The sequence below is a fragment of the Collimonas sp. genome (assembly GCF_039923675.1).
Classification (GTDB): Bacteria; Pseudomonadota; Gammaproteobacteria; order Burkholderiales; family Burkholderiaceae_D; genus Collimonas.
In genome coordinates, this window is record NZ_JBDTCG010000080.1 from 61,956 (window position 1) to 75,444 (window position 13,489).

At 59.4% G+C, this 13,489-nt stretch carries 9 protein-coding genes; 5 read left to right on the forward strand and 4 right to left on the reverse strand.

What is annotated here, in order from left to right:
- Positions 1-2 precede the first annotated feature (2 nt).
- From ABI171_RS17080 to ABI171_RS17095, 4 genes are all read right to left on the reverse strand, one after another.
- A complete protein-coding gene (locus tag ABI171_RS17080; protein WP_348093731.1) occupies positions 3-689 on the reverse strand; it encodes a DUF2848 domain-containing protein in 687 nt (228 codons plus the stop codon).
- Positions 690-764: 75 nt separating this feature from the next.
- Positions 765-2,048, reverse strand: a complete 1,284-nt coding sequence (locus tag ABI171_RS17085; RefSeq protein ID WP_348093732.1) for an MFS transporter — start codon at positions 2,046-2,048, stop codon at positions 765-767.
- Between the two features lie 240 nt (positions 2,049-2,288).
- Positions 2,289-3,239, reverse strand: coding sequence for a LysR family transcriptional regulator (locus tag ABI171_RS17090; protein WP_348093733.1), 951 nt, complete (start codon positions 3,237-3,239; stop codon positions 2,289-2,291).
- Positions 3,240-3,300: 61 nt separating this feature from the next.
- Positions 3,301-4,305 carry a flavin reductase gene (locus tag ABI171_RS17095; protein ID WP_348093734.1) on the reverse strand — a complete coding sequence of 335 codons (1,005 nt, stop codon included), beginning with the start codon at positions 4,303-4,305 and terminating at the stop codon, positions 3,301-3,303.
- Positions 4,306-4,476: 171 nt separating this feature from the next.
- Between ABI171_RS17095 and ABI171_RS17100 the strand changes: the two genes are divergently transcribed.
- The 5 genes from ABI171_RS17100 (at position 4,477) to ABI171_RS17120 (ending at position 13,482) form a co-directional block, all read left to right on the forward strand.
- Positions 4,477-5,274, forward strand: coding sequence for a TatD family hydrolase (locus tag ABI171_RS17100; RefSeq protein ID WP_348093735.1), 798 nt, complete (start codon positions 4,477-4,479; stop codon positions 5,272-5,274).
- Positions 5,275-5,336: 62 nt separating this feature from the next.
- Positions 5,337-7,721 (forward strand): DNA internalization-related competence protein ComEC/Rec2, encoded by a 2,385-nt coding sequence (locus tag ABI171_RS17105; protein ID WP_348093831.1) that lies wholly within the window; start codon positions 5,337-5,339, stop codon positions 7,719-7,721.
- 123 nt (positions 7,722-7,844) lie between these two features.
- On the forward strand, positions 7,845-8,681 hold the full coding sequence (locus ABI171_RS17110) for an alpha/beta hydrolase (RefSeq protein WP_348093736.1): 837 nt from the start codon (positions 7,845-7,847) through the stop codon (positions 8,679-8,681).
- Between the two features lie 141 nt (positions 8,682-8,822).
- The gene (locus ABI171_RS17115; RefSeq protein WP_348093737.1) at positions 8,823-11,270 is read left to right on the forward strand and encodes a penicillin-binding protein 1A; all 2,448 of its coding nucleotides are present in this window, start codon (positions 8,823-8,825) and stop codon (positions 11,268-11,270) included.
- Between the two features lie 223 nt (positions 11,271-11,493).
- Positions 11,494-13,482, forward strand: a complete 1,989-nt coding sequence (locus tag ABI171_RS17120; RefSeq protein WP_348093738.1) for an alpha/beta fold hydrolase — start codon at positions 11,494-11,496, stop codon at positions 13,480-13,482.
- Positions 13,483-13,489: the final 7 nt, after the last annotated feature.

The window sequence follows — 13,489 nt, forward strand, 5'->3', positions numbered from 1 at the left end:
GCTTACGCCACTTCCGGCAGCACTTCAACCTCGTAATGATGGCGCAGCGTACGTTGCCGGCGCGGATCGAACAGCTCCATTGTAAATGACTGCGCCGAGCGGATGCCGCCGATCGCCGCCACGGTGCCGCAAGTCATGCCGCAGCCCGCCGGCAGCAGCGCGGCGCCATGGGTGTAGCCGGCGATCAGGTCTTGCGGCGTGCGCAGTGATGCCAGCGGGCCTTCCTGGTACAGCAGCTGTGCGCCACTCTCTTCAATATAGGAGCGGATCACCAGTTCATCCCAGTACTCGGCCACCTCGGTCAGGCGCCAGGCGCCGGTCGCCACCGGCTTCACGCACGCCTGCTTCGACAGTGCCACGCTATGCGCTTCCAGCTTGCGGTCGGTGTGGTCGGAGGCAATGCTGACATACAGCTCGCCCTCGGCGGCAAAGACGAAGGTTTCCACTTCGCCGGAAGAATCCGGACCCACTACCTGCACCTGCGGCGCTTGCGTCAGCTGGTTGCTGGCGATGCGGTAATACAGCGGCACTGCGCTTGGGCGCGAGATGCCGAGTGCGGCCAGTTCTTCTATGTGATGTTCGATGGCGGCGTGGTCGCGTCCGGCCCAGCCGGCTACGATCAGGGTATGGATGTCGGTATCGAGCTGGCGCGAGCCTTGTTCGGTTTCTACCTGAAAAGAGATGAGCATGATGATTCCAGCCTTAAAGAAATTGGGCGTGATGGTTCCGGCTACAGCGCCGGCCGGCACGTCGATGAAAGAGATTTAGCGGACTTTTTTGATGAACACCAGGACCAGCACGGTCGCCGTGAATTCCAGCGCGGCGACGAAGTACAGTCCCGCCGACAAGCTACCGGTAGAGGTCTTCAGCGAGCCGATCATGTACGGCGCCGCAAAGCCGGCCAGGTTGCCGATCGAGTTGATCAGCGCAATGCCGCCGGCGGCCGCGGTGCCGGTCAGGAACGCCGCCGGAATCGACCAGAACACCGGGAACGCCGCCAGGATGCCGGTCGCCGCCAAGGTCAGTGCGCACAGCGCCAGCACTGCATTGCCGAGGAAAAAACCCGTCAGTATCAGGCCGATGCTGGCCACCAGCGTGGCGATGGCGCAATGCAGCCGCCGTTCACCGCTCTTGTCGGAATGGATACCGTTCCAGACCATGGCGATGGTGCCCGCCAGGAACGGGATGGCCGAGATCAGGCCGATCTGCAGGTTGCCGACCACGCCGATTTCCTTGATGAGGGATGGCGACCAGAAAGCGATCGTGGCATTGCCGCTGACCACGCAGAAATACACTGCGGCGCAGATCCAGACCCGTGAATTCAGGCAGGCGTCACGCAGCGAGGCGTGCTTGTGGCCATGGTTTTCCTCTGCCAGCGCCTTGCTCACCGCTTGCTGCTGGCTGGCGGTCAGCCACTTGGCGTTGACCGGTTTTTCCGGAAAGTAGATCAGCACCAGGATACCGGCAAGCACCGACGGAATGCCTTCCAGCAGGAACAGCCATTGCCAGTTGGCGAAGTGACCGACGCCATCCATGGTGCTCATGATGAAGCCGGCAATCGGCCCGCCGACCACGCCGGCGATGGCGAACGAAGTCATGAACAAGCCGTTCACGCGAGCTCTGCGCTCGGCCGGAAACCAGTAGGTCAGGTACAGCACCACGCCGGGGAAAAAGCCGGCTTCGAACACGCCGAGGAAAAAACGGATGATGTAAAACGTGGTCGGCGTCTTCACATACACCATCGCCATCGAGGTCAGGCCCCAGAGTATGGTGATGCGCGCCAGCGTCTTGCGGGCGCCGATTTTCTCCAGCAGCAGGTTGCTCGGCACCTCGAACAGGAAATAGCCGATAAAGAAAATCCCGGCGCCAAGCCCGTAGACCGCTTCGCTGAATTGCAAGTCTTGCAGCATCTGCAGCTTGGCGAAGCCGACGTTGACCCGGTCGACCCAAGCCAGCACGAACAGGAACACCAGGAATGGGATCAGACGCCAGGCGATTTTCTTGTAGGTGTCTTCGAGCGCTGCGGCGCCGGTATTGATATTACTCATAGGATGTCACCCGATAATGGATTCTGCTGCGCCGCTGGCGGCGAAGAATGAAGCGGCGTTTCTTTGACGGCCGTCACCGGCGCTTATAAGCAAGTACCGGGTGAATCGAGTATGCGCAAGGGGCTTGCGGCTGTCCAACAAGAAATTGTCAGCGCAATTGATTGGAAAATCTTATGACCAAAAACGGGGCGGATTTGCAGAACTATGGGCGTTAATAGTGCGGTGATGGAATATCACGTATTACATGGCCGGAAACGGCAATTCCAGCGGTTCGGCCGGCAACCTGGCGATTTCCGGTCCCCAGTTCAGTGCGAATTCGGAGGCGGTTTCCTGGGCGATGCTGGCGATGGTTTCGGTCAGGGCGTTCTCCGGATCGTTGCGGAACGAGGCCATCAGCAGCAGTGCAGGGAAATCGGCGTCGACCCGCAACTGCTGCAGGCTGCCATCGTTGAGCTCGCGCTGGATGATCGCCGGTGGCACCACGGCGACGCCGAAGCCGTCGCTGACCAGCCGGATCATGGTGGCGACAGAAGTGATGCAGTTGATATGCAAGGAGCCGCGTTCGCTGTCGGAAAACAGTTGTTCCAGCAGCATGTGGGGGCCGGAATTGCGGGCGAAGCTGACTAGGGGGAAGGCCGCCAGGTCTGACAGGCTCAGGGTTTCGTTGCCGATATCGAGCTTTGCGCTGCCGACCCAGCGCATAGGGAATTCACATAGCTTGAGATTGCGGATATTCGGCGCGATCACCGGTTCGGCCTGCAATACCAGGTCGAGATCGCCCTTGCTGAATTGTTCGCGCAGATGGATCGTGGTGTCGCTGGCGATTTCGATTTCCAGCTGCGGAAACAGCTTGTGGATGCGGCCGATCAGGTCCGGGAACCAGCTATGCACGATCGATTCGATCACGCCTATCCGCAGTATGCCGGAATAGTGGTCCTTGGCCGACATATCGTCCTTCATCTCACGCATCAGCTTGACGATGCGTTCGGCATACACCAGCGCCTTGCTGCCGTCGGTGGTCAGGGCCACTTCGCGAGCGCCGCGGTCGAACAGGCGCACGCCGAAATCCTGTTCCAGCGTGGCGATGCGGCTCGATACCGCAGCCTGCGTGGTGTGCAGTTTTTCCGCCGTCAGCCGGAAATTCTTGAGTTTTGCCAGCCAGACGAAGGTTTCGAGGAAGCGGATGTTCATCGGCGCTGTCGGAGGTGAATGAAGGATTTGGCTTTAGTGTAACGCATTGCCACCGTCCGGTTTATTCGTCGTCCAGCGGCAGCTTGCCCTCGTCCGTCAGGGTGATGAAACGTCGCAGCAGGGTGCGCAGGGCGATGGTATCGACCGCGCCGAGGCTGTTCAACAATTCAAGTTCGGTCTGCTTGCCGCTATCGCCGATGTCCTGCGCCAGGTTGCGGCCGATGGCGGTCAGGTAAAACAGGCCGCGCTCGTTGCGCTCGCCTTTATCTACCACCACTTGCAACAAGCCGCGCGCGGTCATGTCGTCAAGGACATTGATCAGCGGCGTGTGGCCGGCATAGACGAACAAGCGGTTCAGCTCGGCCAGGCCCCGGCCGTCGCGCGCCGCCAGCGTGTTCAGCACGAAAAATTCGGCATCGTTCAAGCCTTTGGCCGCGCCGTATTCGCGCAATTTTCCGTACAGATGAAAATACGCGCTGCCGAGCAGGTAGCTCATCGAATTTTCATCGAAGCTGCTGGAGGCGGCGGTGGCCTTGATCAGCGCTTCGGCTTCATCGGCCAGTTCCTTACGGGTGGCGATGGCGTAGTTGCCGCGCTGGTATACCAGCGGCGCGATATCGGAATGTTCAAAATGCATCACCTCGCCGACCATGATGATATGGTCGCCGCCATCGTAGCGATAGGCGGTCTTGCATTCCATGCGGGTGGTGCAGCCGGCCAGCAGCGGTGCGCCGCCCATGCCGGATTCGACTTGCAGGCCGGCGAATTTGTCGTGGGAGCGTTTGCTGAAGTGGGTGGCCAGCTGGTCCTGGTCGTGCGACAGGATATGCACCGCCCAATGTTCGGCGGCTTCAAAAGCCGCCAGGCTATTGGATGATTTGGCCAGGCTCCACAGCACCAGCGGCGGGTCGAGCGAGACCGAGTTGAAGCTGTTGGCGGTGACGCCGACCAGCTTGCCATCGGCCTGGCAGGCGGTAATGATGGTAACGCCGGTGGTAAAGGTTCCCAGGGCATTGCGGAATTCACGCTGGTCGAACGGGATTGACGGCTGGTGTGCGGTGGACATCTACGTTGCTTTCTAACGAATACTTTTTGGCATCATGTTATCAGGCTCTGCGATGGAACGAAGGATTGTTTATGTATAGCCTTATTGGTGGCAAGGTTTTCGCATGCTACGATATCAATCTACCAATCCGCCGGGCCCTGATGTGCCCGGCCATATACCAAGGGTCGTCCGATGTGGATAGATACGCATTGCCATCTGGATGCAGCTGAATTCGGCGGCGAACAGACGCAGATCGCAGCGGCTGCCGCGCAGCAGCAGGTAAAGTGGATCGTGATCCCGGCGGTGGAGCGCGCCAATTTCGGCACGGTTGCGGCGCTGGCTGCGCGGCTGCCGAATTGCACCTATGCGCTGGGCATACATCCAATGTATGTAGAGCACGCCGAGGAAGCCGATTTGCTGGCTTTGCGTGAAGCCATCAGCGCCGCCATGGCGGATCCGCGCTTTGTCGCGATCGGTGAAATCGGCCTGGATTTCTTCGTCCCCGGGATGGATCGCGGCCCCTTGCGTGAAAAGCAGGAGCATTTCTATGTCCAGCAGTTAAAGCTGGCGCGCGAATTCGGCTTGCCGGTCCTGCTACATGTGCGGCGTTCGCAAGACATCCTCCTCAAGCATTTGCGCCGTATCAAAGTGCAGGGCGGCATCGCGCATGCATTCAACGGCAGTTTCCAGCAGGCGGAAGCCTTCATTGGCCTGGGCTTCCGGCTCGGCTTCGGCGGCGCCATGACGTTTACCCGCGCACTGCAAATCCGCCGGCTGGCGGTCGATTTGCCGCTGGCAGCCCTGGTGCTGGAGACCGACGCGCCGGACATGTCGCCGGCATGGCTGCATCCCGCCGCCAATCAGCCTGAGCAAATTCCCCGTATCGGCGCCGTGCTGGCCGACTTGCGCAGCATCCCGCTGGCCGAACTGGCGCAAGCAACCGCCGCCAACGCCTGCGCGGCATTGCCGCGTCTGGCCACCCTGGTCTAAGTCCGGCAATGCGCTCTCGCAGCGCGATCATTGGCTTCGTCATTGGTATTGTTGTTTTGCAAATGCAGGCTGTCTTGCCTGCGGTATGGGCACTTTGCTGTTTGATGTCATTGGCGCTGTTGTTGATCGTCGCCACCTCTACAACTATTTATTGGCAACTCAAGTTTGCCGCCAGTCTGTTGGCGGGCATGTTATTCGGGATCGTCTGGGCGGCGTTGTTTGCGCACTATTATTTGCGGCAAGAACTGGCGCCCGAATGGGAAGGGCGCAACGTCACCGTGATTGGCACGGTCGATAGCTTGCCATCGGATTTTGAAACAGGAGTTCGCTTCACCTTTGCCGTCGAAAAAGTGCTGGAGCAGGATGGTGAGTCGCCTGTGGTCCCGCGGCGACTGGCGCTGGCTTGGTATCGTACAGGCGACCAGGTGCAGGCGCCGCTGTCCCAACTCGCTGCAGGGGCGCGCTGGCAGTTGACGGTGCGTTTGAAGCGCCCCCACGGCAACGCCAACCCCTACGCGTTCGACTACGAAGCATGGCTGCTGGAGCGCAATTTGCGCGCCACGGGTTATGTCTATTCCGACCGCAGTCTGGATACCAAGAACCAGCAATTACAGCCGTTTGTATTTAGTCTCAGAAATCTGATTGAACGCCTGCGTGGCGGCTTGCGCCAACGTATCCTGAGCGCGTTGCCGGAACATCGCTATGCCGGCGTGCTGGTGGCGCTGGCCGTCGGCGATCAGCGCGCCATCGATCAATCCGATTGGGAAATATTCAATCGCACCGGCATCAGTCATCTGGTGGCGATTTCAGGTCTGCATATCACGATGATTGCAGGCATGTTCGCCGCTTGCATGGCGGCCCTGTGGCGTCGTTCCTTCTTCACCAATGCCGCCTTGCCTTTGTTGCTGCCGACGCAAAAGGTAGCGGCGCTGAGCGGCGCGCTGGCGGCCCTGGCTTATGTGCTGCTGGCGGGCTTTGGCATACCGGCGCAACGGACTCTCTACATGCTGCTGGTGGTAGCGCTGGCTTTGTGGAGCGGCCGCATCGCCAGCGTATCCCATGTGCTTTGCATTGCGCTCGCGGTGGTGTTGCTGATCGATCCGTGGGCGGTGCTGTGGCCGGGATTCTGGCTATCGTTCTGCGCCGTCGGCGTTATCTTGTACACCAGCGTTGGCCGCAGGTTCGCGGTTGCCGATGGCGGCGGCTCTGTCGGCGCCAACTGGTGGCGAGGATTGCGCGCGGCCGGAACAACCCAATATGCCGTGACCATTGGCCTGCTGCCGCTGACGGTTTTATTGTTTGGCCGCGTATCGCTGATTGCGCCGTTAGCCAATGCCGTGGCGATTCCATTAATCGGCCTGGTCGTTACGCCGCTGACGCTGATCGCCAGCGCGTTGCCGGCGCCGTTATCGACCTGGCTGTGGCGCGCTGCCCATGTGCTGGTAGAACAGTTGGCAATCTTGCTCGGCTGGCTCAACGCCTTGCCATTTGCAGTATGGCAGGCAGCCACACCGCAAGCGTGGACGTTTGCATTGGCGTTGCTTGCCACGATCTGGATACTGGCGCCGCGCGGCTGGCCGCTGCGCTGGCTGGCGCTGGCCGGCTGGCTACCGCTGCTGATGGACCATGGCAGCCGTCCGGCCGCCGGCGAGATGTGGGTGACTGCCCTCGACGTCGGCCAAGGCATGGCGGTGCTGGTCGAAACCGCCGAGCATCGCCTGCTGTACGACAGCGGTCCTTCTTATTCTCCCGGATCGGATGCCGGCAGCCGCGTCATCGTTCCTTATCTCAAAGCGCGTGGCATCGACGCGCTGGATGCAATGGTGATCTCGCATGTCCATAATGATCATGCCGGTGGGGCGATATCGATCATGGATGCGGTCAAGGTCAAGACCGTATATTCACCGTTTTCAAAGCCACACCCGATTGTATTGGCCGCAACCCATCACCAGCGTTGCCAGGAAGGACAGGAATGGCAGTGGGGAGACATGAAGTTTGAAATGCTGTATCCGGATATGGAACAATATCAAGCATCGGCAGCGCAGCAAAAAAACAAGCCGCATGCGGTTAACTGTACGCTCAAGATCAGTCATGGCCGGCATGCGATTTTGCTGCCAGGAGATATTGAAGCTGCACAGGAACAGCAATTGATTGCCGCTTATGGCGGCGGCCTGAAGGCGACTGTGCTCTTGGCTCCCCATCATGGCAGCGGGACTTCGTCGACTGCTGCATTTCTGGCGGAAGTCGATCCGCAAATTGCCTTGTTCCAGGTGGGTTACCGCAATCGCTTTCATCATCCGAAGCAGCAGATCCTGGAACGCTATCAACATCTAGGGATTGCCACCTTACGCAATGATGAAGGCGGTGCAATCATGCTCAGATTCGGCACGGACGTGGTCGCTGACAGCTACCGTAACCAGCATCGGCGCTATTGGTACGGCCGCTGACATCCAGTGTAGTGATGGGTTCTGAGCGGCAACTCTAAAATTCCCTTTGGCACACGGGCGCTTTCGGTTTTAAATGAGACCCCATACCGTTACTAGTAACCTTACAGGTTTTCTGCCTCATCTATGACCGATCCGCTCCATCCGATCTTGCACTTTATTCACGGCAATAGTTTTCCTGCCGGTACTTATCGGCAGTTCCTCGAATTGCTGGGGCGTGACTACGACGTCCGTTCTCTGGACATTCACGCCCACAATCCCAAATACCCTGTCACTGATGGCTGGCCGGCGCTGGTGCAGGAATTGATCGATGAATTGGCGGCGCGTTATACGCAACCGGTGATTCTGGTCGGCCATTCGATGGGTGGCGGCCTGGCCTTGCTGGCGGCGCAGCGGCGGCCCGACCTGGTCAGCTGCGTGGTGATGCTGGATACGCCGGTGGTGGTGGGCTGGCGGGCCACCTTGTTGCGCGGCGCCAAGATGCTGGGACTGGATAGTCAGGTATCGCCGGCGAAATTTTCGGTCAAGCGGCGCAACCTGTGGCCCAGCGCCGAAGCGGCTTACCAGCACTTTGCCAGCAAGCAGGTGTTTGCCAGCTGGGCGCCGGAAGTCTTGCGCGACTACATCACCTACGGGCTCGAACAAGAGCAGGGCAATATGGTGCTGCGCTTCCGGCGCGATATTGAAACCGCTGTCTACCGCACCTTGCCGCATAACATCGGCAGCGTACTGAAGAGCGGTTTTCCGGTGCCGATCGGCTTTGTCGGCGGCATCGATTCGGTCGAGTGCCGCCAGGCCGGGCTGGATGCGACCAAGCGCCTGGTCGGGAAATATTTCAAGCAGATCCCGGGCGGCCACCTGTTCCCGATGGAATCGCCGGAACTTGCGGCGGCCACGACGCGTCGGATGATCGAGTCCTTGTTGGCGCCGGGCTTGGCGCGTAACCGGCGTCACCGGAAATAGCCTTCAAGAGCGAAATCTGTCGTCGCGCAGTCGCGGAAGGTTCGGCTGAAATTCAGCTGAATTTCAACCGACCTTCAGCCAATTCGAGGTTTCAGGCTCAGCATGTTGTAGGATACAGGGCTATTTCCATCGAATATTGCTATGTCATCAACAAATAGAACCAAGCAAGAAGCAAACAACTCCCGCTCCGGCAATACCAGGCAAAACGGCAAGGGCAGCGTGGCACATGCGCTGCTACTCACTCTGGGCGGCCTGTTTCTGGCGGGCGTGGTCATCGGCGGGCTGTTGCTGACGTATGTGCTGGTGGTCATGACGCCGCAACTGCCGGACCTGGGCGCCATTACCGACTATCAACCGAAGGTGCCATTGCGCATCTACACCTCGGATCATGTCCTGATCGGCGAGTTTGGCGAAGAGCGGCGCAGCCTGGTCAAGCTGGATGACATCCCTGCCGACATGAAGAATGCCGTGCTGGCGATCGAAGATGCGCGTTTCTACCAGCATGGCGGCATGGACGTCATCGGCATCTTGCGCGCCGGCGTGGCCGACATCATGCATGGCGGCGCCTCCCAAGGCGCCAGCACCATCACCATGCAGGTGGCGCGCAATGTGTTCCTGTCCAGCGAAAAAACCTATTCCCGCAAGATTTATGAAATCCTGCTGGCCTACAAGATCGAGACGGCGCTGAGCAAGGACCAGATCCTTGAGGTCTACATGAACCAGATCTATCTGGGGCAGCGCTCCTTCGGTTTCGCGGCGGCCGCGCGCACCTATTTCGGTAAAGACCTGAAAGACATCACTTTGGCGCAAGCGGCGATGCTGGCCGGCTTGCCGAAAGCGCCTTCCGCCTATAATCCGGTGGTCAATCCGAAGCGCGCCCACATTCGCCAGCAATACATCCTGAAGCGCATGCTGGACCTGCAATTCATCACCCAGCAACAATACGATCAGGCTGTGGTCGAAGACATCCAGGTCAAGACCAAGGGCAACAACTACAGCGTGCACGCCGAGTACGCGATCGAAATGGTGCGGCAGATGCTGTATGCGCAATACAAGGAAGATACTTATACGCGCGGCCTGAATGTGATCACCACGCTGAATTCAGCCGACCAGACTGCCGCCTACGATGCGGTGCGCAAGGGCGTGATGGACTACGACCGGCGTCACGGTTATCGCGGTCCGGAAGCGACTGTCGAGCTGCCGGCCCCGGGCGACGAGCGTGACCAGGCGATCGACGATGCTTTGCAAGACAAGCCCGACAATGACGATATCCTGCCGGCGGTAGTGCTGAGCGCCGATCCGAAGCAGGTACAGGTGATGCTGCGCAACGGCAGCGCCGTCACTATCAGCGGCGAAGGCTTGCGTCTTGCAGCTGCAGCCCTGAGCCCCAAAGCCGGCAAGAACCTGAAGATTCAAAAAGGCTCGGTGATCCGTGTCATCAATACTGCCAAAGGCTGGCAAATCACCCAGCTGCCGCAGGTTGAAGCGACCATGGTGTCGCTGACGCCGCAAAGCGGTGCGATCCGTTCGCTGGTGGGCGGCTTCGATTTCAACCAGAATAAATTCAACCATGTGACGCAAGCCTGGCGTCAGCCGGGTTCGACTTTCAAGCCTTTCATCTATTCCGCCGCCCTGGAAAAGGGTTTCGGCCCGGCGTCGATCATCAACGATGCGCCGGTATCGTTTCCCGGCGGCCCCGGCCAGCCACAGTGGGAACCGAAGGACGACGACCAGCCTGACGGCCCGATGCCGATGCGTACCGGCTTGCAACGGTCCAAGAATCTTGTATCGATCCGCATTCTGGATGCGATCGGCGTGAAATATGCGCAGGAATTCGTCACCAGCCATTTCGGTTTCGATGTCGATAAAACGCCGCCTTACCTGCCATTGGCGCTGGGTGCGGGGCAGGTCACGCCACTGCAACTGGTGGGCGCTTATGCGGTGCTGGCGAACGGCGGCTATCGTGTCAATCCCTACCTGATCGCGCAAGTCACCGATTCCCGCGGCGCCGTGCTGTCCAAGGTCGAGCCGCAGATCGCCGGCCAGAATGCGACGCGGGTACTGGATCCGCGTAACAGTTTCATCATGACCAGCCTGTTGCAATCGGTGGCGCAGCGCGGTACCGGCGCCGGCACCAATGTGTTGCATCGTACCGACCTGGCCGGCAAGACCGGCACCACCAACGATGCGTTTGACGGCTGGTTTGCCGGTTACCAGAACAGCCTGGTGGCGGTAGCGTGGATGGGTTACGACCAGCCGAAGAGCCTGGGCAGCCGTGAGTTCGGTGCACAATTGGCTTTGCCGATCTGGACCGAGTACATGGGGCGCGCCTTGCGTGGTGTACCGGAAACCCAGATGCCGATGCCGGCTGGCATCAGCACCATCAACGGCGAGTTCTATTTCGATAATTTCACGCCAGGAAACGGCTTCATCGCCTCGCTTGGCTTGGGCGCCAGCGCTGCGCCGGTGGAAATCGGCCCGGATGGCGTACCGCTGCCGCCGGCGCCGGCCGCAAATCCGGGCGCTGCGCCAACCACGCCGCAAGAGGATGAGAAGCAGAATATTCTCAAGCTGTTCAGCGGGCATTAACGCTGCATAGAGAACGATGACAATCAAGCCGGCCTTACTCGCGACGAGTATGGCCGGTTTTTTTTGATAATGACAAATCTGGCGTAACCATGCCGGTGCTTGCCATATGGTGTTTTTCAGCAAAGACAAATACACTACAGACGCTTCTATATCCATTGATTATTTGCCGCGCGTTTTTCCTGTTCCCGCTTTTTCACTAGCCGCCCGTCCGAAGGAATGCCTGATGTCTTTTAGCCGTTTGCAAGGAATTCGCTGTTTTCCCGCGTTACTGATGCTGGCGTTGTCCGTCATGTGCGGTGCGGCTGGCGCGCAGGCAGCGCCCGGATTGCCCAGCGTCGAAAGTTTTTTTGCCTACCCGACTCTGGTCAGCGCCCAGTTGTCGCCCAACGGCCGCTATGTGGCGATGCTGGTGCCGACCAAGAACGGCTATGTGCGGCTGGGCGTGATGGATGTCGCCGAGCGCACGCCAAAAGTGATTGCCAGTTTTGAGGGCGCCGACGTCCGCCAGTTCCACTGGGTGAACAGCGAGCGCCTGGTGTTCGATGCAGGCGACAGGACGATAGCGGTGGGCGAGCAGACCCAGGCCAGCGGCTTGTATGTGGTCAATCGCGATGGCACGAATTTCCGTCAACTGGTCTTGCGCGGTCGCCAACAGCAAAACGCCGCAGTGCGCGGAGCCTTGCCGTGGAATACCTTTTTCTATTCTACTATCCGTAATTCGGACGAGATCTATGTCGGTCAGATTGACCATTCCAGCAACGGCAACATCAAGCCGGTGCACCTGCTGCGCCTGAATACCTTGACCGGGCGCGCCGCCATGATTGATCGGCCCGGCCTGACCATCGGCTGGCTCATGGACTGGCAGGGCGAGCCGCGCGTCGCCACCACTCTGGATGGCGAGATGGAGGCGGTCTTTTACCGCGATCCGGAGCAGAACAGCTGGCGCAAGCTGGTTGAATTCAATACCTATACCGGCCATGGCTTCACGCCGTATTTTCTGGGGCCGGACGGTAGTCTGTATGTGACGTCCCGCCAAGGCACGGACAAGACATCGCTGTATCGCTACGATTTGGCCAAAAACAGCATCGATCCGGAACCGATGGTATCCCTCAAGGGCTATGATTTTTCCGGAGGCATTGTGCATGACGATAAAAAATTCCTGGGCGTGCGTTTTGAAACCGACGCCGACGACACCAAGTGGTTCGATCCGCAAATGCAGGCGATGCAGAAAGCGGTCAATGACTTGCTGCCGTCCACTGTCAACCAGATCAGCGTTGCCGATCACGCCGAGACGCCGTATGTGCTGGTGCGATCGTTTTCCGATGTCCAGCCTGTGGTTTATTTTCTGTATGACAGCGCAGCGAAAAAGCTGACGCTGCTTGGAAGTTCCATGCCTCAGATTAATCCGCAGCAGATGTCGGGCAAGGACATGGTGCGTTATAAAGCACGTGACGGACTGGAAATCCCGGCCTATCTGACCATGCCTGTCAACGCTGGCAAGAAGAATTTGCCGCTGGTGGTGCTGGTGCATGGCGGTCCTTATGTGCGCGACGGCGCATGGCGCTGGAGCCGCGAAGTGCAGTTTCTGGCATCGCGCGGATATGCGGTGCTTGAACCGGAATATCGCGGCAGCACCGGTTTTGGCTGGAAGCATTTCAGGGCGGGCTGGAAGCAATGGGGGCTGAAAATGCAGGACGATGTCGCCGACGGCGCCAAATGGGCGATCGCACAAGGTATTGCCGATCCGAAGCGGATCTGCATTGCCGGCGCCAGCTATGGCGGCTACGCGACGCTGATGGGGCTGATCAATGACCCCGACCTGTATCGCTGCGGCTTTGAATGGGCCGGCGTGACCGACATCAATCTCATGTACAGCGTCAGCTGGAGCGATCTCCCCAATGAGTATCTGAAGTACGGCATGCCGGTGCTGGTTGGTGACCAGCAAAAGGATGCGGCGCAATTGAAAGCCACTTCACCGCTGGAGAATGCGGCGCGCATCAAACAGCCCTTGCTGCTGGCCTACGGCGGCTCCGACCTGCGCGTGCCGATCGTACACGGCACCAAATTCCGCGATGCGGTCAAGGCCGGCAATCCGCAGGTCGAGTGGATCGAGTATCCCGAGGAAGGGCACGGCTGGCAGCTGCAAAAAAACAATGTCGATTTCTGGACCCACGTGGAAAAATTCCTGGACCGGCAAATCGGCAAGCCATAGCCTGAGA

Coding starts and splice junctions, on each gene's coding strand:
- ABI171_RS17080 (WP_348093731.1), bottom strand. CDS start 689: ATGCTCATCTCTTTTCAGGTAGAAACCGAACAAGGCTCGCGCCAGCTC.
- ABI171_RS17085 (WP_348093732.1), bottom strand. CDS start 2,048: ATGAGTAATATCAATACCGGCGCCGCAGCGCTCGAAGACACCTACAAG.
- ABI171_RS17120 (WP_348093738.1), top strand. CDS start 11,494: ATGTCTTTTAGCCGTTTGCAAGGAATTCGCTGTTTTCCCGCGTTACTG.
- ABI171_RS17105 (WP_348093831.1), top strand. CDS start 5,337: ATGCAGGCTGTCTTGCCTGCGGTATGGGCACTTTGCTGTTTGATGTCA.
- ABI171_RS17115 (WP_348093737.1), top strand. CDS start 8,823: ATGTCATCAACAAATAGAACCAAGCAAGAAGCAAACAACTCCCGCTCC.
- ABI171_RS17100 (WP_348093735.1), top strand. CDS start 4,477: ATGTGGATAGATACGCATTGCCATCTGGATGCAGCTGAATTCGGCGGC.
- ABI171_RS17090 (WP_348093733.1), bottom strand. CDS start 3,239: ATGAACATCCGCTTCCTCGAAACCTTCGTCTGGCTGGCAAAACTCAAG.
- ABI171_RS17095 (WP_348093734.1), bottom strand. CDS start 4,305: ATGTCCACCGCACACCAGCCGTCAATCCCGTTCGACCAGCGTGAATTC.
- ABI171_RS17110 (WP_348093736.1), top strand. CDS start 7,845: ATGACCGATCCGCTCCATCCGATCTTGCACTTTATTCACGGCAATAGT.